Origin of the sequence: Pseudomonas sp. NFACC08-1 (assembly GCF_900106735.1) — a bacterium.
Classification (GTDB): domain Bacteria; phylum Pseudomonadota; class Gammaproteobacteria; order Pseudomonadales; family Pseudomonadaceae; genus Aquipseudomonas; species Aquipseudomonas fluorescens_Q.
The window spans coordinates 81869-104937 of sequence record NZ_FNNL01000007.1 but is presented as its reverse complement, the minus strand read 5'-3'; the positions used below and the strand labels follow the sequence as shown (position 1 = coordinate 104937).

General features: G+C 60.7%; 21 protein-coding genes and 1 pseudogene. 9 read left to right on the top strand and 13 right to left on the bottom strand.

Features of this window, described 5'->3' with window-relative positions; translation table 11 throughout:
- Positions 1 to 285: 285 nt before the first annotated feature.
- Positions 286 to 891 (top strand): cold-shock protein, encoded by a 606-nt coding sequence (locus BLU76_RS32085; RefSeq protein WP_003205048.1) that lies wholly within the window; start codon positions 286 to 288, stop codon positions 889 to 891.
- A 79-nt stretch (positions 892 to 970) separates the two neighbouring features.
- On the opposite strand, the gene BLU76_RS16070 is transcribed toward BLU76_RS32085, so the two are convergent.
- Entirely contained in the window at positions 971 to 1177 is a 207-nt protein-coding gene (locus tag BLU76_RS16070; RefSeq protein ID WP_003205050.1) for a SlyX family protein, read from the bottom strand.
- 3 nt (positions 1178 to 1180) lie between these two features.
- Positions 1181 to 1606 carry an HIT family protein gene (locus tag BLU76_RS16065; protein ID WP_092145111.1) on the bottom strand — a complete coding sequence of 142 codons (426 nt, stop codon included), beginning with the start codon at positions 1604 to 1606 and terminating at the stop codon, positions 1181 to 1183.
- 887 nt (positions 1607 to 2493) lie between these two features.
- Here BLU76_RS16065 and BLU76_RS16060 point away from each other — a divergent pair.
- Positions 2494 to 3750 carry an OprD family porin gene (locus BLU76_RS16060; RefSeq protein WP_092145109.1) on the top strand — a complete coding sequence of 419 codons (1257 nt, stop codon included), beginning with the start codon at positions 2494 to 2496 and terminating at the stop codon, positions 3748 to 3750.
- Positions 3751 to 3912: 162 nt separating this feature from the next.
- On the opposite strand, the gene BLU76_RS16055 is transcribed toward BLU76_RS16060, so the two are convergent.
- On the bottom strand, positions 3913 to 4755 hold the full coding sequence (locus BLU76_RS16055; protein ID WP_063324606.1) for a mechanosensitive ion channel family protein: 843 nt from the start codon (positions 4753 to 4755) through the stop codon (positions 3913 to 3915).
- 196 nt (positions 4756 to 4951) lie between these two features.
- Positions 4952 to 5437 (bottom strand): YajQ family cyclic di-GMP-binding protein, encoded by a 486-nt coding sequence (locus BLU76_RS16050; protein WP_060740892.1) that lies wholly within the window; start codon positions 5435 to 5437, stop codon positions 4952 to 4954.
- A gap of 142 nt (positions 5438 to 5579) precedes the next feature.
- Here BLU76_RS16050 and BLU76_RS16045 point away from each other — a divergent pair, with 142 nt between their 5' ends.
- From BLU76_RS16045 to BLU76_RS16035, 3 genes are read left to right on the top strand one after another with little or no spacing between them, the layout of a single operon-like run.
- Positions 5580 to 6497, top strand: coding sequence for a putative 2-dehydropantoate 2-reductase (locus BLU76_RS16045; RefSeq protein ID WP_092223471.1), 918 nt, complete (start codon positions 5580 to 5582; stop codon positions 6495 to 6497).
- Positions 6498 to 6543: 46 nt separating this feature from the next.
- Positions 6544 to 8580, top strand: coding sequence for a sensor histidine kinase (locus BLU76_RS16040; RefSeq protein ID WP_063324604.1), 2037 nt, complete (start codon positions 6544 to 6546; stop codon positions 8578 to 8580).
- Positions 8581 to 8582: 2 nt separating this feature from the next.
- Positions 8583 to 9164 carry a cob(I)yrinic acid a,c-diamide adenosyltransferase gene (locus BLU76_RS16035; protein WP_063324603.1) on the top strand — a complete coding sequence of 194 codons (582 nt, stop codon included), beginning with the start codon at positions 8583 to 8585 and terminating at the stop codon, positions 9162 to 9164.
- Positions 9165 to 9299: 135 nt separating this feature from the next.
- On the opposite strand, the gene BLU76_RS16030 is transcribed toward BLU76_RS16035, so the two are convergent.
- The 4 genes from BLU76_RS16030 to secA form a co-directional block, all read right to left on the bottom strand.
- A complete protein-coding gene (locus BLU76_RS16030; protein WP_092145101.1) occupies positions 9300 to 10244 on the bottom strand; it encodes a Nudix family hydrolase in 945 nt (314 codons plus the stop codon).
- A complete protein-coding gene (locus BLU76_RS16025) occupies positions 10241 to 10873 on the bottom strand; it encodes a glutathione S-transferase family protein (RefSeq protein ID WP_092223469.1) in 633 nt (210 codons plus the stop codon). The genes BLU76_RS16030 and BLU76_RS16025 overlap by 4 nt, the downstream gene beginning before the upstream one ends.
- Before the next feature lie 89 nt (positions 10874 to 10962).
- Positions 10963 to 12180, bottom strand: coding sequence for a bifunctional glutamate N-acetyltransferase/amino-acid acetyltransferase ArgJ (gene argJ / locus BLU76_RS16020; RefSeq protein WP_092223467.1), 1218 nt, complete (start codon positions 12178 to 12180; stop codon positions 10963 to 10965).
- Positions 12181 to 12303: 123 nt separating this feature from the next.
- Positions 12304 to 15039, bottom strand: coding sequence for a preprotein translocase subunit SecA (secA, locus tag BLU76_RS16015; RefSeq protein ID WP_063324599.1), 2736 nt, complete (start codon positions 15037 to 15039; stop codon positions 12304 to 12306).
- A gap of 306 nt (positions 15040 to 15345) precedes the next feature.
- On the opposite strand from secA, the gene BLU76_RS16010 reads away from it, so the two are divergent.
- Positions 15346 to 15801 (top strand): DUF721 domain-containing protein, encoded by a 456-nt coding sequence (locus tag BLU76_RS16010; RefSeq protein ID WP_072349345.1) that lies wholly within the window; start codon positions 15346 to 15348, stop codon positions 15799 to 15801.
- Between the two features lie 176 nt (positions 15802 to 15977).
- On the opposite strand, the pseudogene BLU76_RS16005 reads toward BLU76_RS16010, so the two are convergent.
- The 3 genes and pseudogenes from BLU76_RS16005 to BLU76_RS15995 all read right to left on the bottom strand — a co-directional run.
- Positions 15978 to 16232 (bottom strand): annotated as a pseudogene (locus tag BLU76_RS16005) (IS481 family transposase); the annotation flags it as partial.
- A 506-nt stretch (positions 16233 to 16738) separates the two neighbouring features.
- Positions 16739 to 16900, bottom strand: coding sequence for a nucleoid-structuring protein H-NS (locus BLU76_RS31535; protein WP_072349343.1), 162 nt, complete (start codon positions 16898 to 16900; stop codon positions 16739 to 16741).
- Between the two features lie 130 nt (positions 16901 to 17030).
- Positions 17031 to 18518 (bottom strand): helicase HerA-like domain-containing protein, encoded by a 1488-nt coding sequence (locus tag BLU76_RS15995; RefSeq protein WP_092223619.1) that lies wholly within the window; start codon positions 18516 to 18518, stop codon positions 17031 to 17033.
- A 341-nt stretch (positions 18519 to 18859) separates the two neighbouring features.
- On the opposite strand from BLU76_RS15995, the gene BLU76_RS15990 reads away from it, so the two are divergent.
- The 3 genes from BLU76_RS15990 to BLU76_RS15980 are packed head-to-tail and all read left to right on the top strand — an operon-like array spanning position 18860 to position 21727.
- Positions 18860 to 19951, top strand: a complete 1092-nt coding sequence (locus BLU76_RS15990; protein WP_083569156.1) for an N-acetylglucosaminyl phosphatidylglycerol synthase — start codon at positions 18860 to 18862, stop codon at positions 19949 to 19951.
- Positions 19952 to 19967: 16 nt separating this feature from the next.
- Positions 19968 to 20735, top strand: coding sequence for an N-acetylglucosaminyl phosphatidylglycerol deacetylase (locus BLU76_RS15985; protein WP_092223465.1), 768 nt, complete (start codon positions 19968 to 19970; stop codon positions 20733 to 20735).
- On the top strand, positions 20732 to 21727 hold the full coding sequence (locus tag BLU76_RS15980) for a glucosaminyl phosphatidylglycerol flippase (RefSeq protein ID WP_092145090.1): 996 nt from the start codon (positions 20732 to 20734) through the stop codon (positions 21725 to 21727). Before BLU76_RS15985 ends, BLU76_RS15980 begins: the two co-directional genes overlap by 4 nt.
- Before the next feature lie 4 nt (positions 21728 to 21731).
- Here the strand turns inward: BLU76_RS15980 and BLU76_RS31530 are convergent, their stop codons facing one another.
- Together BLU76_RS31530 and purU are read right to left on the bottom strand one after the other, a co-directional pair.
- A complete protein-coding gene (locus BLU76_RS31530; protein ID WP_170862114.1) occupies positions 21732 to 21905 on the bottom strand; it encodes a hypothetical protein in 174 nt (57 codons plus the stop codon).
- 89 nt (positions 21906 to 21994) lie between these two features.
- Positions 21995 to 22843, bottom strand: coding sequence for a formyltetrahydrofolate deformylase (purU, locus tag BLU76_RS15975; protein ID WP_003205089.1), 849 nt, complete (start codon positions 22841 to 22843; stop codon positions 21995 to 21997).
- Positions 22844 to 23069: the final 226 nt, after the last annotated feature.

Genomic DNA, 23069 nt, shown 5'->3' with positions numbered 1-23069 from the left:
GGCAGCGGGCGGTTCCGACACCTCGAGGAATTCAACGCCGTTTGCCTGGCACCTTCAAGCATCGGCGAGTCTTTTCTGGCCGACGAACAGCGCGGTGCGCGCCCGTAACGGGTTTGAGAAGGCCCGAGCTTTACTGTTAAATAGGCAGTGTGTCGCTACGCTTATTTTCCCGGGTGTGGCGCATAGGCTGATTCGGGTACGTGTCCAACGCCTCTCATTGTTTCGAAGCGAACCGTCCCCGACCCGCTCTTCCTTGTGATCTGTCTTAACCGTGAGCCAATCAAAATGTTGAAAATCGTCCACTTGCTAATGGGCGCAGCTGCCCTGCTGCTGTCCTTCATCCCTAGCCTGGGTTCCGAAGCCACACCTTACCTGCAACACCCCGATGCACTGTACCTGGCCTTTTTCGGCCTGCTCAACCTGACCCTTGCACCCGTCATCCCTTACTGGAACAAAGGTCCACGTCACCAACTGCAAAACCTGGTCAGCGCCCTGCTGGTACTGGCCGTTGCCCTGCAAACCCTGGCCCTGCTGGCACCCATGCCGGAAATCGGCGGTCAACCGGCCATTCTGTTCAGCCTGGGCGCGGCACTGCTCGCCGTGGCACTGCACCTGGCCGTCAGCTTCTACAAGAAGTCGTCGCCGGCCGCCGCTGCGCAGAACTACGACATGTCCAACCGCGATACCGGCACGGTGAAGTGGTTCAATACGTCCAAAGGGTTCGGTTTCATCTCCCGCGACTCCGGCGATGACATTTTCGTGCATTTCCGGGCCATTCGTGGCGAAGGCCATCGCGTCCTGGTGGAAGGCCAGCGCGTGGAGTTCTCCGTGATGAACCGCGACAAGGGCCTGCAGGCCGAAGATGTGATCGCCGCGCTGCCGCGCCGCTGATCCCTGCCCCTAAAAAAACCGCGATGCAGCCTGGCTGCTCGCGGTTTTTTATTGCCCGTCAAACGAGAGTCGGGCCCAGTCAGTAGTGAGGAGGCGGCGCCTCTTCTTCGAACGACTCGAACTGCCCGGCCATTTCTTCCTGGCGCTTGAGCAACGCCGCCATCTGCAGTTGCAGACGCTCGACGATCCGCTGCTGCTCCACAAGCACATCGTTCAATGCCTGGATGGTGTCATCCTGAAACGCCAGGCGGCTTTCCAGATCGGTTACGCGGTCTTCAAGGTTCATGGTTCAGCCCTCCAGAAACTTGAAATCATCGGTCAAGGCCATTCGCAACCGTTCACGAATGGCCGCGACCTGCCCTGCATTATAAGGCTGGGCCGGGTGCTTGCCCCAGACCGGCGCGGGCCAGGCGGCGTCATCCCGTTTGCGCACGATGACGTGCATGTGCAGTTGACTGACAACGTTACCCAAGGTTGCAACGTTCATCTTGTCGGCATCGAACGAATCCTTGAGGGTTTCGGCCAGCGCCGTGGTTTCTTTCCACAGCTGTTGTTGATCAACGTCATCCAATTGAAACAATTCGCTGATATCTTCCCGCCGCGGTACGAGGATGAACCACGGGTAGTTCGAATCGTTGGACAAGAGCAGTCGGCACAATGGGAAATCACCGATTGGCAATGTGTCTTGTTGCAGTCGTGGATCTAAAGCGAACACCGCGTGTACTCCTCGCTCGTTATCGGTTCTGCCCGGTTTGGCGGCCTACGGGCCTGCATCGGACTCAGATGCGCAGCATACCCGCGAACGCCGGATCGATCACGGTGTACCGTCCTGATGCTCGTCCTGCGAAGTTTTTTCAACACACAGCATCAACCTGTGCAAGCTGACGCACCAACACAGCGCAAGCGGCACCACACAGTCCTGACAGGACCGTGCCAGGGGCCCACGCAAGGCCTCGGCGTTGTAAGATTTTCGTACAGCCGGAAAATTTTTTGCACCAAAACAGCACAGTGCGTCTACGCTCAGTGCACAAAGCATCCGTGATCTACTCACTGGGTAGGGTGAACCGGTAACGTTTTTGATTGTCTCGCCGCGTTTGTCGGCGTCAATCACGAGAGCCGCACACGAGTCAACCCTATTTAAAACAAGGCCTTTGGAGCCCGGTTTCATGAGGTTTCACCGCGTCAACCGGTGAAATGTGAAAAAAATGTAAACGAAATTCGGGTTTGAGCATGCTTGTTGCATTCATCCCCGCACTGTCCAAAGGCCTCGCCGGAAGCGAGAACCTGCCGACATACAAATTAAAGTGGCAAGGCTGCCCATAGGAGCTTCAAGCGCGGTAATGACGGACTCTTTACACCGATGCCGGAAAAGAAAAAACAACATTAAGTTGTGGATACGGTTGCGTCGGACCAGCTGAAATGCGACATGGATCGAGCCATTGGCGACATGGTCGTAAAGAAGCTGAAAGGTTGAATGGGCAAGTATCGCCAAAGAATGTCGACGTGATATAAGTTTGCGCCGACACAAAAAGAAAGAGCCGCCCAGATAAAAAAACAGGTGGGACGGCAGTACTCTTCTAAAAACCAAAGGAGCAAATCACGATGCGCGTGATGAAGTGGAGCATGATCGCACTGGCTGTATCGGCCAGTACCTCGCAGTTCGCAATGGCCTCTTCCCAGGAAGAATCCAAGGGTTTTATTGAAGATCAGAGCTTGACTGTTCTGACCCGTGCGCTGTACATGAACCGTGATTTCAAGAACAACCCAAGCACTTCACAAAGTTATCGTGAAGAGTCTGGTGTTGCCGCTCGTGCCATTTACGAGTCGGGTTTCACTCAAGGTACCGTTGGTGTAGGCGTTGATGGCTTCGCATTTGGCACCGTTCGCATTGATGGCGGTAGCGGTCGTGCCGGTAACGGTCTGTTCGCTCGTGACAGCGACGGCAACCTGGAAGACACACAATCGAAGGTGGGCGGCGCGGTTAAATTCCGTCTGTCCGACACCGTCCTGAAATACGGTAACCAGTTCACCACCAGCCCGGTTTTCTCGACTGACGACAGCCGTCTGCTGCCAGAAGTTGCCACGGGTACGCTGATCACCAGCAAAGAAATCAAAGGCTTGGAGTTGAGCGCAGGTCATTTCAACGCCATCAGCTCGCAAACTGGCATGGGAGATGACGGCCTTGGCCTGAAATCTGCTGACATCGTTGGCGCAACCTACCAGTTCACCGACAATTTCGTAGCAGGCGTAGCGGCTTCCGACGTTGAAGATCACTACAAAAAGAAATACATCAACCTGAACTACACCCTGCCGATCAACGAAGACCAGTCCCTGAACTTCGACTTCAACGGTTATGACAGCCAGGATCAGGGCCAGAAAATCAGCGGCGATGTTGACAACCGTATCTGGTCCCTCGCAGCAGCCTATGCCATCGGTGCCCACAAGTTCACCCTGGCTCACCAGCGCTCCTCCGGTGACAGCGGCTATGTGTATGGCGTTGACGGCGGCGGTACCATTTTCCTCGCCAACTCCATCCAGTACTCCGACTTCAACGGTCAGGACGAGCGCTCCTGGCAGGCTCGCTACGACCTGAACATGAAGACCTACGGCGTTCCTGGCCTGAGCTTCATGACTCGTTACGTCAAAGGTGACAACATCTCCACTGGCGGTGAAGAAGGTAAAGAGCACGAACTGGACTTCGAAACCAAGTACGTTCTGCAAAGCGGTCCAGCCAAAGACCTGTCTTTCCGCCTGCGTACTGCGTTCTACCGTGCAAACACCGCTTATAACGAAGCCGGCCAAGTCACTGACAACAATGACACCCGTCTGATCATCGAATACCCACTGAGCATCTTGTAATTCAGTGCTAATTCGATAGCTGCACCCGCAACAAACAAAAACCGCTCACCTGATCCAGGTGAGCGGTTTTTTTATATCCACCGCATGTCAGCTTTAACACAGCTTGTTAAATAGCAAGCTAACTAAACATAACCTGACCCCAGGCCAAGTTATAGCGAATCATTATTGCGCTGCTCCTTCCTGAACCACCCGAATCACTCGCTGTGGAAACGGAATATCAATACCCGCGTCCTTCAAGCGATCCCGCGCTTGTTCATTGAGCATGAACATCACACTCCAATAATCCGCAGTCTTCACCCAGATACGCAGCGACACCGTGATGGAACTGTCGCCCAAGGTGGAAATCACCGCTTCAGGCGCCGGATCCGCCAGCACACGCTCATCCTTGGCCAGGTCCAGCAGCACTTCCCGGGCTTTTTGCAGGTCGGCCTGGTAATCCACGCCGACATCGAACACCACCTTGCGGGTCGGCTGGCGGTTGGTGTTGGTAATGATGCCGTTCGAGAGATTGCCGTTGGGCACAATGACAGTCTTGTTGTCACCGGTGCGCAACACGGTGTGGAAGATCTGGATGCTGTCGACCGTACCGGCCACACCTTGGGCTTCGATCCAGTCACCGATGCGGAACGGACGGAACAGCAGGATCAGCACGCCACCCGCGAAGTTCGCCAAGCTGCCTTGCAGGGCCAGGCCAATCGCCAGGCCGGCGGCACCAATGGCGGCAACGAACGAAGTGGTTTCCACACCGATCATCGAAGCGACGCTGACGATCAACAATATCTTCAGAATGATGTTGGCCAGGGTACTGATGAACCCTTGCAGCGCCAGGTCAGCGTTACGCAGGGCCAGCAGCGCACCCAGTTTCTGCGTGACTTTGTTGATCAACCACCAGCCGATGGCCAGGGTGATGACCGCCAGCAGCACGCGGCTGCCGTATTCCATGATCATGGGGATCCAGGTCTGGGAAGCCTTGACCAGGTTGTCCACTTCAGCATTCAAGTCCATCAAATTCTCCTTTTGTTCCTGTTACCACGAAAGACCAATCGAAACACATTGTGGCGAGGGGATTTATCCCCGCTGGGCTGCGGAGCAGCCCTAAAGCCTGCGTCGTGGTGTATCAGGTCGACGTGATCAGCTTTTAGGGGCTGCTGCGCAGCCCAGCGGGGATAAATCCCCTCGCCACATGCAGACAACCAGGGGGTCAGTCGCGGAAATTATTGAATTGCAGTGGCATGCCGAATTCCTTGCCGCGCAGTGCCGCAATGGCTTCCTGCAAGTCGTCACGCTTTTTGCCGGTGACTCGCACCTGCTCGCCCTGGATGGCGGCTTGCACCTTGAGCTTGGCGTCCTTGATATGAGCGACGATCTTCTTTGCCAATTCCTTGTCGATGCCTTCCTTGAGCACGGCTTCCTGCTTCATCAGCTTGCCCGAGGCATAGGCGTCCTTGACCTCAAGGCACTGCACGTCGATCTTGCGCTTGACCAGCGCCAGCTTGAGGATCTCGATCATCGCCTCGAGCTGGAACTCGGCCTCGGCGGTCAGGTTCACGGTCAGGTCTTTTTCCTTGAACTCGAAACTGCCCTTGCCCTTGAGGTCATAACGACGGTCGAGTTCCTTGACGGCGTTTTCAACCGCGTTGGTGACTTCGTGCTTGTCCAGTTCGGATACCACGTCGAATGACGGCATGTAGTGTTCTCCAAATAAAAAGGCGCGCCAGTATCAACGGCGCGCGCTTGGCTTGTGGTTAAAATCGGGCTCATTATAACGGCTCTTTTCCTGCCGACACTGCGAGCCCTCAGATGCCTGCGCCAATCCGAGTAAAAAACTGATGTCGACCACCTGGCATGTCCTGGGGGCCGGCAGTCTCGGCACGTTGTGGGCCACGCGCCTGGCCCGGGCCGGGTTGCCGGTTCGGCTGGTGCTGCGCAACGAAGCCCGCCTGCAAGCCTACCGAAGCGCCGGCGGCCTGACGCTGATGGAACAGGGCCAGGCGCAGAGCTACCCGATACCTGGCGAAACGGCGGACAACCCAGAACCGATCAAGCGCCTGCTATTGGCCTGCAAAGCCTACGACGCGGAAGCGGCCGTGGCCTCGGTGGCCCATCGCCTGGACGCCGAATCGGAACTTATCCTGTTGCAGAACGGCCTCGGCAGCCAGGACGCGGTGGCCAATTGTGTGCCCCAAGCCCGTTGCATCAGCGCCTCCAGCACCGAAGGCGCGTTCCGCGACGGTGACTGGCGCGTGATATTCGCCGGCCACGGCTACACCTGGCTGGGCGATCCTGCTCACCCAGTGGCGCCGTTCTGGCTCGACGACCTGGCCGCCGCTGGCATTCCCCACGAATGGAGCGCCGACATCCTCACCCGGCTCTGGCGCAAGCTGGCGCTCAATTGTGCGATCAACCCGCTGACCGTGTTGCATCACTGCAAGAACGGCGGCTTGCAGGAACACCGCTGCGAAGTGGCGACCTTGTGCGCAGAGCTCACCGACCTGCTCGAACGCTGCGGCCAGCCCGCGGCGGCCGAAGATTTACAGCCGGAAGTCGAACGGGTGATCCAGGCCACGGCCGCCAATTATTCCTCGATGTACCAGGATGTCGCCAATCGGCGCCGCACCGAAATCAGCTACTTGCTCGGTTATGCCTGCAAGGTCGCCCAACGCCATGAACTGAGCGTGCCGCACCTGGAACAACTGCGACAGCGACTGATTGTCCACTTGCACAACCTCGGATTGCCCAGCGACTGAGCAGCGGCTACGCTGGCCCTCGTATTCCTTTTTAGCGACGAGTCTGATGCCATTGCGCCAGCGCCTTGAAAACCTCCCGGTCGGCCAGAAACTGCTGGCCGCCCTGTTGGTGTTGTTGACCACTGTCCTGCTGGTGGCCAACCTGACCTTTATCAGCGCCGCCTACTACATCTCCCAGGAAAGCATGGCACCCCAGGCCCTGCAGACCATTGGCCGGCTGGTGGCCAATCCAAGCCTGATCTCCGATGCCCTGCAATCGCCACAAAGCGCCCAACGCTTGCTCGACGAGCTCAACAGCTACGCACCGCTGCGGGCGGCGGCGCTGTACGACGGCCAGGGCGAACGCCTGGCACAACTGCAACAGGGCGAAAAGCTCAAGCTGCCGGACCATTACCGCAACATACAAGCCTGGCAGGCGGGCGAATTTCGCAGCAACCAGGTCATCACCCTGCCCCGCCCCGGCACGGTGCCCGGCCATCTGTTACTGGTGGCCAGCAGCGAATTGCCGACCGCGTTCTACACCGGCACCCTGACTGCCAGCCTCGGCATCCTGATTTTCAGCGTGTTGCTGTGGCTGATCATTGCCCAGCAGATCAAGCGCCTGATCACCCAGCCAATCCATCAACTCGAAGAACTGTCACGCCAGGTCACCCGCGAAGAGAACTATGCCCTGCGTGCCGCACGCGGCAACCACGATGAGATCGGCAGCCTGGCCGAGGCGTTCAACACCATGCTCTCGCGCATCGAAGCCCGGGAGCAGCAACTCAAGCGCGCGCGGGACGACTCCCAGGCCGCCTACGACCAGGCCCAGGGCCTGGCGGAAGAAACCCGCCACACCAATCGCAAGCTGGAACTGGAAGTCCAGGTGCGCAGCAAGATCGAGAAAAAGCTCACCGGTTTCCAGAATTACCTCAACAGCATTATCGACTCCATGCCGTCGGCGCTGATCGCCCTCGACGAGCAGCTCTACGTCACCCAATGGAACCAGGAAGCCAGCGCCCTCTCCGGCACACGGCTGGACGAGGCGCTGAACCAGCCGATCTTCCTCGCCTTCGAACCGCTCAAACCCTACCTGCCGCAGCTCAAGCAGACCGTCGAGCAGCACACGGTGGCCAAGATCGAACGCGTCACTTGGACCAAGGACGACGAAGCCCGGCATTACGCCCTCACCTTCTACCCGCTGATGGGCGGCGCCGGGCGTGGCGTGGTCATCCGGATCGATGACATCACCCAGCGCCTGTCGCTGGAAGAAATGATGGTGCAATCGGAGAAAATGCTCTCGGTCGGCGGCCTCGCAGCGGGCATGGCCCATGAAATCAACAACCCGTTGGGCGCGATCCTGCACAACGTGCAGAACATCCGCCGTCGCCTGTCGCCGGAACTGCCCAAGAACCTCGAACAGGCCGAGCTGCTGGGTATCCAGTTAGAGGAGGTCAATCGTTACCTCCAGGGTCGGGAGATCCCGCAGTTGCTCGACGGCATCCAGCAAGCCGGCGCCCGGGCGGCAAAAATCGTCACCCACATGCTCAGTTTCAGTCGTCGCAGTACCCGGCAAATGGCGCCTTGCGACCTGCCCGCGCTGATCGACCAGGCAGTGGAAATCGCTGGCAACGACTTCGACCTGGCCATCGGTTTCGACTTCAAGGGCCAGGCGATCACCCGTCAGTTCGACCCGAACCTGGGCCCGGTGCCCGGCACGGCCAACGAGCTGGAACAGGTGCTGCTCAACCTGCTGAAAAACGCCGCCCAGGCGATCCATCAGCGCCAGGACGACAGCGAACCGGGGCGTATCATCCTGCGCACGCGGTTGAATCCGCCGTGGGCGGAAATCCAGGTCGAGGACAATGGCATCGGCATGAGCGAGAACGTGCGCAAACGTACCTTCGAACCTTTCTTCACCACCAAGGAGATCGGCCAGGGCACGGGCCTCGGGCTGTCGGTCTCGTATTTCATCATCACCAACAACCACAAGGGCCAGATGGAAGTGCAGTCGGCGCCGGGCCAAGGCACCTGCTTCACCTTGCGCTTGCCCCTGGCGGGCACTTCAATGGTGCCGCAGGAAAACAGACAACTGGAGCGCTGAGCATGGGTTTTCGCCTGTCGAAGATTTACACCCGCACCGGCGACACAGGTGAAACCGGGTTGGGCGATGGTCGCCGCGTGGCAAAGGACCACCCACGGGTCGAGGCCATCGGCGAAGTGGATACACTGAATAGCCAGCTGGGTTTATTGCTGGCCGGGCTCGCCACTGAAACGACCCGGCATCCGGGGCTGAAGGAGGTCAGTGACGTGCTCGCCCCTTGTCAGCACCGTCTGTTCGACCTCGGCGGGGAACTGGCGATGCCGGCTTATCAGGCCTTGAACGTCGCGGAAATCGAGCGGCTGGAAGCGGCGATCGATGGGTGGAACGAGGAATTGGGCCCCCTGGAAAACTTCATCCTGCCAGGAGGCTCGACGCTGGTAGCCCAGGCCCACGTCTGCCGCAGCCTGGCCCGCAGCGCCGAGCGGCGCTGCCAGCAATTGAACGCCATGGAGCCGCTGGCCGGGCCGGGGCTGGCCTATATCAATCGGTTGTCAGATCTGCTGTTCGTGGCCGCGCGGGTCATTGCCCGACGGCAAGGGGTGGCGGAGGTGCTTTGGGAAGCGGCGGCCAAGCCTGAGGGCTGATCACCTGCATGATCGTTCCCCACGCTCTGCGTGGGAACGCAGCCCGGGACGCTCCGCGTCCCTCCAGAGCCGAACGCGGAGCGTCCGTTGAGGCATTCCCACGCGGAGCGCGGGAACGATCAGTTCACTGCCGCTTCAAGCCTCTGGCCAAAACGCCCGAATCCCCGCCACACCCTGCGCCCCGGCCTCCCAGGCTTTTTGCCGCTCGCCAGGCCCGACCCCGCCCAACAGATAAACCGGCCTATTGAAGTCCTCGATCAAGCGCGCCGCCTCTGCCCACCCCAACGGCTGCGCATCGGGATGAGTCTGGGTTGGCTGCACCGGCGAGAGTGTCACGAAGTCCACGTCCATCTGCTGCGCCAGGGACAGTTCCTCAGCGTTATGGCAGGAGGCCGCCAGCCAGCGGTCCTTGCCAAACGGTCGACCAGCCGCTGCATGCTTGCGCAGTTGCGCGGCGGTAATGTGCCAGCCAGCGGAAGGAAAATCCCCCAGCCATTCGAACGGGCCCTTGAGCATCAGCTGGGCCTTGCCGGCACACAGCCCCGCCGCGTCCACCGCCAGATCGCGGTATTGCGGGTCGTAACCGTTGGGGGCACGTAGCTGGACCAACTTGATCCCACCGGCAATCGCCTTCTGCATGCCGCGCAGCAAGGCCGGTGTTTCAAGGCCGTCAGGCGTGATCAGGTACTCACCCGGCAAACGGGCCGCCGCGACAATCGGCTGATTGGCCGCCGGAAACTCATAGTTCGTCAGATCTCGGGCCGTCACCCAGGCCAACGGCTGCCCTTCGGCGCCGTGGGGCTGGCCGGTGAACGCCGAGACTTCCCAGACATCCAGCAACACCTGTTTGTCCGGGTAATCGTGGCGCACCTTGATCAACGGTCGGGCGGCATCGACGACAATGCACAGCTCTTCATGAAGTTCACGGGCCAGGGCGGTTTCGACGGACTCATCGGCCTCGACCTTGCCACCGGGGAACTCCCACAGGCCCCCCTGGTGCTGGGTGTCGGCCCTTCGGGCGATCAGGATTTTACCGGCGGCGTCGCGAATGACCGCCGCCGCCACATGGACTCGTTTCACCGCGCAGTGTCCTCCAGGCCAGCGTGTTGCCACGCCTTGAACGCCGGCCATTGATAAAGGGTTTCGACGTAGGCCTCATCGACCTGCGACAGTTTCACCTGATAAGTGCGCAAGCGCACGGCAACAGGGGCAAAAAACGCATCGACCAGGCTCACGCGGCCAAACAGGTAAGGACCGGTTTCGGTCGCCGCGGCACGGCATTCGGCCCACAGCGCCAGCATCCGCTCGATTTCCACCTGGACGTCAGCCGGCATGGGTGACAGCGGTGCATCGTGCAGCAGGTCCATGGGCATGTGGTTGCGAATGGCGAAGAAGCCGCTGTGCATTTGTGCACAAGCCGACCGCGCCTGGGCCCGGGCGGCAACGTCCTTGGGCCAGAGGCCGGCATCCGGGAACTGCTCGGCCAGGTATTCGGCAATCGCCAGGGAGTCGGCGATCACGCCGAACTCGGTCTTGAGCAGCGGGACCTTGGCCGTGGCAGAATACTTGAGCAGCTTCTCGCGGGTGTCGGGTTGGCCGAGCCTGACCAGCTCTTCGGTGTACTTCGCGCCGGTCAGCGCCAGGGCCAACGCGCCGCGCAGGGACCAGGAAGATAGATCTTTGTCGCCGATGATCAGGTGCATGCTCATACCTGGATTCCTTTCTTATGGTCCTGGGGTGTCTGTTCTGGCGCCATCGCGAGCAAGCTCGCGATGGCAGCAACTCGGTCCCGAGCCTGTTAAGTCCGGTACTCAGCGTTGATCTTGACGTACTCGTGGGACAGATCGGTGGTCCAGATGGTTTCGCTGCAATCACCCCGTCCCAGCTCGATACGGATGGTGATTTCTTCCTGTTGCATGACCGCCGCGCCCTGGGCTTCGGTGTAGGTCGTAGCGCGAGCGCCTTGGCTGGCGATGCAGACTTCGCCGAGGAACACATCGATCTTGCTCACGTCCAACTCAGGCACGCCGGCCCGGCCAACGGCGGCGAGAATGCGGCCCCAGTTCGGGTCGGAGGCGAACAATGCGGTCTTGATCAGCGGCGAGTGCGCCACGGTGTAGCCGACATCCAGGCATTCCTGGTGATTGCCACCGCCGTTGACCTGCACGGTCACGAACTTGGTCGCGCCTTCGCCGTCACGCACGATGGCCTGGGCCACTTCCATGCACACTTCAAACACCGCCTGCTTCAGCGCCGCGAACAGCGGGCCGCTGGCTTCGGTGATTTCCGGCAGGCTGGCCTTGCCGGTGGCGATCAGCATGCAGCAGTCGTTGGTGGAGGTGTCGCCGTCGATGGTGATGCGGTTGAACGACTTGTTGGCGCCGTCAAGCATCAGGTCTTGTAGCACTTGGCGTGAGACCTTGGCGTCGGTGGCGATGTAGCCAAGCATGGTCGCCATGTTCGGGCGGATCATGCCTGCGCCTTTGCTGATACCGGTGACAGTGATGGTCACGCCATCATGCTCGAACTGGCGGCTCGCGCCCTTGGGCAAGGTGTCGGTGGTCATGATGCCGGTGGCGGCGGCGGCCCAGTTGTTTTCCGACAGATCATCGAGAGCGGCTTGCAACGCACCTTCGATCTTCTCGACCGGCAGCGGCTCGCCGATCACGCCGGTGGAATACGGCAGCACCTGGCTGGCGTCGACACCGGTCAGTTCCGCCAGCTTGGCGCAGGTGCGCTCGGCAGCGGCCAGGCCTGGCGCGCCGGTACCGGCGTTGGCGTTACCGGTGTTGGTCAGCAAGTAACGCACCGGTCCCTGCACGCGTTGCTTGGCCAGGATGACCGGCGCGGCACAAAAGGCGTTGAGGGTGAACACGCCAGCGACCGTCGAACCTTCGGCGCAACGCATGACCACGACGTCCTTGCGCCCGGGGCGCTTGATGCCCGCCGAAGCGATACCGAGTTCAAAACCGGCAACCGGGTGCAACGTGGGCAACGGACCAAGACCAACAGCCATGAATGCGCTCCTAAATTAGATGTATATCGATGCCATCCTCATTGGGACGGCGAATCAAAATGGCAAAACGCCGCGACGGATAAAATCCGGTCGCGGCGCGGGTGGTTCAGCGTTGGAACGGGTTTATTGGATCTGCCCGTGGCAATGCTTGTATTTCTTGCCCGAACCGCAATAGCACAGTTCGTTACGACCCAGCTTCTGCTCGTTGCGCACCGGTGCGGTCGCCAAGGCGACATCCACATCGACGCCCTCTTCGGCGACCACTTCCAGGCCCGGCGCTTCGGCGTGTTCGAATTGCATGCGCGCAGCCAGGGCTTCGGCTTCCTGGCGCAGGCGGGCTTCTTCTTCGGCCGGGTCTTCGCGGCGAACCTGAACGTGAGACAGCACACGGATCGAGTCGCGCTTGATCGAGTCGAGCAACTCGGAGAACAGCGTGTAGGACTCGCGCTTGTACTCCTGCTTCGGGTTCTTCTGGGCGTAACCACGCAAATGGATACCGTGACGCAGGTGGTCCATGGTCGAGAGGTGGTCTTTCCACAGGTCGTCCAGCACCCGCAGCACGATTTGCTTCTCGAAGGAGCGCAGCGCTTCGGCGCCGGCCTGGTCTTCTTTCTCGTTGTACGCGGCGATCAGTTCGGCCAGCAGCTTCTCGCGCAGGGTTTCTTCGTACAGGTGATCGTCTTCGTCGAGCCATTGCTGGATTGGCAACGCCACGCCGAAGTCGCTCTGCAAGGCGGCTTCCAGGCCAGCGACGTCCCACTGCTCCGGCAACGACTGCGGCGGAATGTGGGCACTGACGGTGGCGTTGAGCACGTCCTGGCGGAAATCGGCGATGGTTTCGCCAATGTTGTCGGCGGCCAACAAACTGTTACGCATGTGATAGATCACTTTACGCTGTTCGTTGTTGACGTCGTCAAACTCCAGCAGTTGCTTACGAATATCGAAGTTGCGGCCTTCGACCTTGCGCTGGGCCTTCTCGATGGCGTTGGTCACCATGCGGTGCTCGATCGCCTCGCCCGGCTGCATGCCCAAGGCCTTCATGAAGTTCTTCACCCGGTCAGAGGCGAAGATGCGCATCAGGCTGTCTTCCAGGGACAGGTAGAAACGGCTGGAACCGGCGTCGCCCTGGCGACCGGCACGGCCACGCAGCTGGTTGTCGATACGACGCGACTCGTGACGCTCGGAAGCGATCACCTGCAAACCGCCGGATTCGAGCACCTGTTGGTGACGTTTCTGCCAGTCGGCCTTGATCTGCGCGATCTGCTCGGGGGTCGGGTTTTCCAGGCTGGCGACTTCCACTTCCCAGTTGCCGCCCAAGAGGATGTCGGTACCACGGCCGGCCATGTTGGTGGCGATGGTCAGCGCACCCGGGCGACCGGCCTGGGCGATGATCTCGGCTTCCTTCTCGTGGAACTTGGCATTGAGGACCTTGTGCTCGATGCCTTCCTTGTTGAGCAGGGCGGACATGTGCTCGGAAGTCTCGATGGTGGCGGTACCCACCAGGATCGGACGGCCCTGGGCCATGCCTTCCTTGATGTCGTTGATGATCGCCGCGTACTTCTCTTCGGCGGTCAGGAACACCAGGTCGTTGTAGTCTTTACGGGCCAATGGCTTGTTCGGCGGAATCACCACCACTTGCAGGCCGTAGATCTGGTGGAATTCGAACGCTTCGGTGTCGGCCGTACCGGTCATGCCGGACAGCTTGTTGTACAGGCGGAAGTAGTTCTGGAAGGTGGTCGAGGCCAGGGTCTGGCTCTCGGCCTGGATGTTCAGGCCTTCCTTCGCTTCGATGGCCTGGTGCAGGCCTTCGGACAGGCGACGACCCGGCATGGTACGGCCGGTGTGTTCGTCCACCAGTACGACCTGGCCGTCCTGCACGATGTATTCGACGTTGCGATGGAACAGCTTGTGCGCACGCAGGCCAGCATAAACGTGGGTCAGCAGGCCCAGGTTGTGGGCCGAGTACAGGCTCTCGCCTTCAGCCAGCAAACCAATACGGGTGAGCATTTCCTCGACGAACTGGTGACCCGCTTCGTTGAGCTCGACCTGACGGGTCTTCTCGTCAACGGTGTAGTGCCCGGGCTGGGTCACTTCGCCTTCGACTTCCTCGACGTGCAACTTGAGCTGCGGGATCAGCTTGTTGATCTCGATGTACAGCTTGGAGCTGTCCTCGGCCTGACCGGAAATGATCAGCGGGGTACGGGCTTCGTCGATGAGGATGGAGTCCACTTCGTCGATCACGGCAAAGTTGAGTTCACGCTGGAATTTTTCTTCCATGCTGAACGCCATGTTGTCGCGCAGGTAGTCGAACCCGAATTCGTTGTTGGTGCCGTAGGTGATGTCGGCGGCGTAGGCGGCGCGCTTCTCTTCCGGCGGCTGGAACGGCGTGACGACACCGACAGTCAGGCCGAGGAACTCGTAGAGCGGGCGCATCCAGTTGGCGTCGCGGCGGGCCAGGTAGTCGTTGACCGTCACGACGTGCACGCCCTTGCCGGACAGTGCGTTGAGGTACACGCCCAAGGTCGCCACGAGGGTCTTGCCCTCACCGGTACGCATTTCGGCGATCTTGCCTTCGTGCAAGGTCATGCCGCCGATCAACTGAACGTCGAAGTGGCGCATGCCCATGATCCGCTTGCCGGCTTCACGGGCGACCGCAAAGGCTTCAGGCAGGAGCTGGTCAAGGGTTTCCCCCTTGGCGATGCGGTCCTTGAATTCGGCAGTCTTGGCGCGTAACTGATCGTCCGAAAGGGCCACCATTTGCTCTTCGAAGGCATTGACAGTCTGTACCGTCTTGAGCATGCGCTTGACTTCACGCTCGTTCTTGCTTCCAAAAAGTTTCTTTAACAAAGGCGCAAACATATCGGCAGGATCTTCCACACTAAAGGGATGGAGGGCGGCCCCGTGAGTCGCCCGTGCAGCCCTCATGGCCGCATGCGAACGAGCATTCTACCCGGAAACGATGGAGAGGAAAGTGGCGTTATTCCACGATGCTGGCACAGCGCTGTGACGGGGCCTGCATAAAATAAGGGCTTTTGCGCGAACTTCAACCCACAAAAGGCAGAAGTTACGCTTTGGTTGCGCGGGTAAAAGCCGCTGGGTATCAGGCCGAGGCGTGCCCGGCGCTTTCTGCTACCATGGCGCCTCTGTCACTTGCGGTATTCACTCATGGCCTTCCGCCCTCTTCCAGCCAAGGCACCCGCCGTTCTGCTGCGCGAAGCCAAGCCGCTGAAAGCCATCTTCGGCCACGCCAGACGCCTGGGCCACTTGCAGCGCCTGCTCGACAGCCAGTTGCAGCCTGCCGCGCGCGAGCATTGCCACGTGGCGTCCTGGCGCGAAGGCAGTTTGTTGCTGATCGTCACCGACGGGCATTGGGCCACGCGTTTGCGCTATCAGCAAAAGCGTCTTTTGCGTCAATTGCAGGTGTTCGAAGAATTCGCCAGTCTGACGCGGATTTTGTTCAAGGTGCAGCCGCCTACGGTGCAGGTGGGCGTCAAGGGGCACACTCTGGACCTGTCTACCGATGCGGCCGCGACCATCCAGGCTACGGCGGATGGCATTAGCGATCCCAATCTGCGGGCGGCGTTGGAGCGGTTGGCGGCGCATGCTCGGCCCAAGGATTGATCTGGCGGTCTCGGTTGGGTGTGGGACCGCTATGGGCGGGGGGGTTGTAGTTTGTGTGTATATCCGTTTCTGCGGTAACGGCTGCTTAGGGTTCCGCCCTGACGGCGGGTCACTTTCGAAAAGCGTGTACGGACCGGACACATGGTTGATACCTGTGCGGAGACATAGTGGACACATTATGCGCCGTAGTCAGGGTTATTCACGTCGAAGGTCCGTAAGAAGTGATGGCAGAAATAGACGTCAAACAAGCCATCGCTTTCAGCGTTAGGGCGTATTGCGATGTGCTGTCCTACCAGTCCTTTGGCGATGCTGAAGTAGCGTTTCTGGAAGCGAAATCGACTGTGATACACCTTGGCCAACACATCATCCGGGCCATATTCAAACTCTGACAGTTGCTGCGGATACGCCCAGGGGCTGCTCCGATAGCGGTCCGTACAAAAAGCGCGAAAGTAACCAAAGCGCTCCTGCCCCACCACTTGGCACCTCGCCTAGGCTCGGTGTGCCCTCACTCCGGCATTGCTCCGTGGGCCCGCTGCGAAGGGCCATCCATGGCCCAGCGCAGCTATCCCGGCATCCATGCCGGGATGCCCACTCCACAATGCCTGCGTTCGGCCATCGTGGTTAATGGGGCGCCGAGATCAACGTCCACCGCGAGGCGGCCTGAGAGCCGACCTGGTTGGGAGTGAACGCGTTCCTCCTGTGGGAGCGAGCCTGCTCGCGAAGGCGGTGTCACTGTCGATGAAAGATGTTGAATGGGCTGGCCTCATCGCGAGCAAGCTCGCTCCCACAGGTTTTTGTGTCGCATGCAGATGCTGTGAACACCCGCAACTCCATGTGTGCGAGCTTGCTCGCGATAGCGGTGGTTCAGCCACATAAATGCTGGAAGTGCTCTTGCTCTGCTCTTGCTCTGCTTTTGATCTTGATCTGGGCGGCCCCGTTAAACCACGCTGGCCGAACGCAGGCATTGCGCAGTGGGCACCTCGGCATGGATGCCGAGGTAGCCGCGCTGGACCATGGATGGTCCTTCGCGGCGGGCCCACGGAGCAATGCCGGAGTGAGGGCATGCGGAGCCCAGGCGAGGCACCAAGTGGTGGGGCATGAGCGTTTTGCTTACTTTTGCGCTTTTCAAAAGTGAGCCGCTGTAAGAGCGGAACCGCCAGCAGCCGTTACCAAAAAAACGGATATACACACAAACTCCCGCCTCCCTGGTGAAAGCAACTCGGCCTTGCCTACCGGCGCTTGCTGCCACCGAGCAACGACCCCATCAACCCACGCACCAATTGCCGCCCCAACTGATTGGCCGCCTGGCGCATCGCCGATTTAAGCGCCTGACCGGCCGCGGTGCCGAGAAATTCCCCGGCCTTTTCGGTGAAGCTCGGTTCTTCCGCCGTCGGCTTACCCGGTGCCTCTTCGGCCTGCGGTTCCAGCCTTTTGCGGCCCATCAGCACTTCATAGGCCGACTCGCGATCAATGGGCTTGTCATAGCGCCCTTGCAGCGACGAGCTGGCGATCAACCCGGCGCGCTCGGCCTCGCTCAGCGGCCCGATGCGTGATTGCGGCGGCGCCACCAGCACGCGCTGGACCATTTCCGGCGTGCCTTTTTCCTGCAAGGTGCCCACCAAGGCCTCACCAATGCCAAGTTCGGTCAGTACCGCCAGGGCATCGAATTGCGGATTGGGCCGAAAACCGTCCGCCACTGCCCGCAACGACTTCTGCTCCTTGGCGGTAAAGGCCCGCAGGCCATGCTGGATGCGCAAGCCCAACTGCGCCAGCACGTCGTCCGGCAAATCGCCCGGCGACTGGGTCACGAAATACACCCCCACGCCCTTGGAACGGATTAGCCGAACCACTTGTTCCAGGCGCTCCTGCAAGGCCTTGGGCGTCCCGGCAAAGAGCAGGTGCGCCTCGTCGAAGAACAGCGCCAGCAGCGGTTTGTCTGCATCGCCGCGCTCAGGCAACTGCTCGAACAGCTCGGCCAGCAGCCACAACAGGAACGTCGCGTAGACCTTCGGTGCTTCATGGACCAGGCGGCTGGCGTCGAGCAAGTGGATGCGGCCACGGCCATCGCTGGCCGGTTGCAGGATGTCTTCGAGCTGCAAGGCTGGCTCGCCGAACAACGCGTCCGCCCCCTGCTGTTCCAGGGTGGACAAGCGTCGCAACAACGCCTGGCTGGAACCGGTGGTCATCAAGGCCGCGTCGTCCCCCAGCAATTCTGGGTTGTCCTTGAGATGGTTGAGCAGCGCCTTCAGGTCCTTGAGGTCCAGCAACAACAGGCCTTCGCGGTCGGCCACCTTGAACGCGGCGTAGAGCGCCGACTGCTGGCTGTCCGTCAGTTCCAGCAGACTGCCGATCAACAACGGGCCCATCTCGCTCAGGGTGGTGCGCAATGGATGCCCGGACTGGCCGTGGATATCCCACAAGGTCACCGGGTAAGCCTGGGGCTTGTGGTTGAGCCAGGGCATGCCGGCGATACGCTCGGCGATCTTGCCCTGGGGATTGCCGGCAGCGCCCAGGCCGCACAGGTCACCCTTGATGTCCGCCGCGAACACCGCCACGCCGGCATCGCTGAACATTTCGGCCAGGCGCTGCAAGGTGACGGTCTTGCCGGTACCGGTGGCGCCTGCCACCAGACCATGACGGTTCGCCAGGCGCATGGCCTGGGCGATGGGCTGGCCGCTAAGGTCGGCCCCGATAACGAGTTGCGATGAGTCAGGCATGTAGTCACCCGTGGTGTTTGCGATATGACGCCATTTTGCACGCATATATAAAAGCATGCCTGGCGCATTAAGCCCCCGGCGCTGGAAATAAAAATCGCATGTGATCGCACTCATGTGGCGAGGGCGCTTGCTCCCGCTGGGCTGCGAAGCGGCCCCGAATCTTGGGAGTGCTTCGCGCTGGAGCGCCAGCCCGGTCCAGCGGGAGCAAGCTCCCTCGCCACGTATTCATTTACATAGCCGCTACGTCACCATAACCCAACCGAACATCTATTCTTACTAAAGGTCAACACAGGAGAACACTGACCGGAGGGACGTTCATCGTGCATATAGCGGACATAACCATGTTCTACGCCCCCGCCAGCGGAGGCGTGCGCACTTATCTGGATGCCAAGCACCGGCGCCTGGGCGATCGGCCCGGTATTCGCCACAGTCTGCTGATCCCCGGCGCGCATTTGAGCGAGCACGATGGGATCTACAAGGTTCCTGCCCCTGCACTGCCGTTCGGCAAGGGCTATCGTTTCCCCCTTCGCCTGGCCCCCTGGCGCAATGTCCTGCGCGATCTACAGCCCGACCTGATTGAAGTCGGCGATCCCTACCTCACGGCGTGGGCCGCGCTGGATGCCCGTCGCCAGCTCGACGTGCCCGTCATCGGTTTCTATCACTCCGACCTGCCACTGCTGGTCAGCAACCGCATGGGCAACTGGTTCACCCCCAACATCGAAGCCTATGTCAGCAAGTTGTACGGCAACTTCGACCGGGTCCTGGCGCCGAGCCAGGTCATGGCCGACAAACTGACCGGGTTGGGGGTCAAGAACGTCTACGTGCAACCGTTGGGCGTCGACCTGCAAACCTTCAACCCGGCCGCCCGCGACCCGGAGTTGCGCGCCGAGCTGGGCATCGCCGAAGACGCGCGCCTGCTGATTTTCGCCGGTCGCGGCTCCAAGGAAAAAAACCTGCCGGTGCTGCTCAAGTGCATGAAACGCCTGGGCGAGCGCTACCACCTGCTCCTGGTGGGCTCGTCGATGCCAGCCTTGGTGCCGGACAACGTCACGGTGATCGATGAATTCTGCCCGGCGCCGCAAGTCGCCCGACTCATGGCCAGCGCCGATGCCTTGCTGCACGCCGGAGACCAGGAAACCTTCGGCCTGGTGATCCTCGAAGCGATGGCCAGTGGCATTCCCGTGGTAGCGGTGGCGGCCGGGGCCTTTACCGAAATCGTCAACGAAGACTGCGGCCTGCTGTGCATGCCCAACAATCCACAGGCCATGGCCAATGCCGTGCGCCAACTGTTTTCCGAAGGCTGTCAGCGCCGGGGGGTATTGGCACGCCGGCACGTGGAGCGTCATTACGCCTGGGATACCGTGGTCAACAGCTTGCTGGGGCACTACTACGCCGTGCTCGGCGAACAAATGCCGTTGCTGGCCAATGGTTGAGGCGAGGACCGTGTCGATGAGTTCTTCGCCCAGCGTGCTATTGGTGCTGCATGACGTGGCACCGCAAACCTGGCCCGACTACCAGCCCTTCGTCGAAGCCGTTGACGCCCTCGACCACGTGCCGATGACCTGGTTGGTGGTACCTGACTTTCACCGCAACAATGCCTTGGAGGCTCACCCCGGCTTTCGGCGCCTGCTCGATAGCCGGGTCGAGCGTGGCGACGAGCTGGTGTTGCATGGCTACTACCATTGCGACGACGGTCCTGTCGCCCGCCACCCCAAGGACTGGTTCATGCGCCGGGTCTATACCCATGAGGGTGAGTTCTACAACCTATCCGAGGTCGCCGCCCTCGCCCGCCTGCGCGCCGGTATCGAAACCTTTGAACGCTACCACTGGCCACTGGAGGGTTTCGTCGCCCCGGCCTGGCTGATGAGCGAAGGCACGCGCCAAGCCTTGCGCCAGTTACCGCTGAGCTACACCAGTGACACCCAACACCTCTATCGCCTGCCCGACTTCAGCGCCATCGACGCGCCGGGGCTGGTCTGGAGTGCCCGCAGTGCCTGGCGCCGTGGCCTGTCGAAAGTCATCAGCGACCAGCGTGAACAGCGCTGGCGCCAGGCCCCGGTGATTCGCCTGGGCCTGCATCCGGTGGACATGCGCCATAGCTTTTCCCGGGACTATTGGCTGCGCACCCTCGAACGCCTGCTCAACGACGGTCGCGTGCCGATGACCAAGGTCGGCTGGCTGGCAACCCAGGGGCTGCGTGCCCGCAGCGCCGCATGAAACGGCTGATCTGGCTGGGCGCCGCCCTGCTCACGGCGCTGTTGGTGCCGCTGCTGGTCGGTGGTGGGGAAATGTGGTCGCGGGTGCAGCGCTTTCCCTTGTCGCTACTGCTGGCCATGCTCGGCATGATCGTGCTGTGCTGGGCCTTGAACTCCGTGCGCTTGCGCCTGCTGCTGGGGGAACACCGTGGGCGCATCGGCAGGCTGAAAAGCATCGGCGTGGTGATGTCCACCGAGTTCGCCATGTGCGCGACGCCCGGTGGCAGTGGCGGCCCACTGACGCTGATGGCCCTGCTGGCACGCAACGGCGTGCGCCCGGCCCATGGCAGCGCGGTGTTTGCCATGGATCAGTTGAGCGACTTGCTGTTCTTCCTCTGCGCCTTGGTGGGCATTCTGTTTTATGCGCTGTTCCAGAACCTCAGCCAGCGCATGGAGTGGATGCTGGGGTTGAGTGCGGTTTCAATGTTTGGCGGACTGTTCGCCTGCGCACTGGTGGCCCGCTTCCATCGCCGACTGATCCTGCTGGGCGCGCGGCTGCTGTGCCATTTGCGGGTCAAGGGCAGCACCCGCCGACGCTGGGCGCGCAAGATCCTGCACTTTCTCGCGGCCTTTACCGATACCTTGAAATTGCCACGGCAGACGCTGTTCCAGGTCTTTGGCCTGACGTGCCTGCACTGGGCCCTGCGCTACAGCGTGTTGTACCTGGCGTTGAAAGGGTTGGGCGCGGACTTGCAGTGGGCCTGGAGTTTCCTGATCCAGATGCTGTCCTTGAGCGCGGGGCAATTCAGCCTCTTGCCCGGCGGTGCCGGGGCGGCCGAGGTGACCTCGGCGGCGTTGCTGGCTCCCATGGTGGGCAAATCCACGGCGGCGGCAGCGATCCTGATCTGGCGAGCGGTGACCTATTACTTTTACCTGGTGGCCGGCGGACCGGTGTTCTTCCTGATGGTCGGGCGCCCCCTGATCAAGAAGCTGATAAAGCTCAAGCAGGCCTGAGCGATCAGCGCTTCTGCCCGGGCTCATCCTGGGGATGTAACTGCTCCCACAGTTGCGCGGCATCGGGGAACTCAGTGCCATCCTCGGGCCCCAGTGCATCAGGGTCGTAGCGGCTCAGGCAGCCTTCGCCCAGGGTGTCCGGCGCACGGGAGGTGGCTTTATCCAGTGGATCGGTCATGGTGCAAGGTTGTCCCTGAAGGTTTCATGAATCATTGTGCTTCAGTAAAAAGGCCTGGCGATCGCTCGTCCAGGCCCTTTGCAGTGTGGTCAGAACACCACGGTCTTGTTGCCGTGCACCAGCACCCGGTCTTCCAGGTGATAACGCAGGCCCCGGGCCAACACCATCTTCTCTACGTCACGGCCGAAACGCACCATGTCTTCGATGCTGTCACTGTGGCTGACGCGCACCACGTCCTGCTCGATGATCGGGCCGGCATCCAGCTCTTCGGTCACGTAGTGGCAGGTGGCGCCAATCAGCTTCACACCACGCATCGAGGCCTGGTGGTACGGCTTGGCCCCGACGAACGACGGCAGGAAACTGTGGTGGATGTTGATGACCTTATGGGCGTATTCGCGGCACAAGGCCGGCGGCAGGATCTGCATGTAGCGGGCCAGCACCACCACCTCGGCATCGTGCTGCTTGACCAACCGCGAGACTTCGGCGAACGCCGGCTGCTTGTCCTGCGGGTTGACCGGCACGTGGTAGTAAGGGATGCCGTGCCATTCCACCATGCTGCGCAAGTCGTCATGGTTGGAAATCACACAGGCGATGTCGCAATCGAGCTCATCGCTGTGCCAGCGGTGCAACAGGTCGGCCAGGCAGTGGGACTCGCGACTGGCCATCAGCACCACGCGCTTTTTCTGCGCGGTGTCGGTGATACGCCAGTCCATCGAGAACTCTTCGGCAATGGGGGCGAATGCTTCACGGAAGGCTTCGATACCGAAGGGCAGCGAGTCGGCACGAATCTCGTGACGCATGAAAAACCAACCGCTTTGATTGTCCGAGTGATGGCTTGCTTCGGTGATCCAGCCGTTATGGGACGCCAGAAAGTTACTGACTTTAGCAACGATGCCGACGCGGTCCGGGCAAGCAATCACCAGACGAAAAGTGCGCATTAGGGAAACTCCAGAACTTCGCAAAGGCGGCCATTCTAGCCATTGCGCGGCAAAACTGCAGTATCGATGAGACGCCAAATCTCGACGACGGCCCCCGGGCCACGACCGGCGAGGCCCGGGAAAGCAAGCTATATATGTGAACAGATGTGAAGACTCTGCCTCGGTATTTAACTGCAACAGGCGTTTTTGTGGCGTAGCACTAATTAATTAAATAAAACACCGGTTA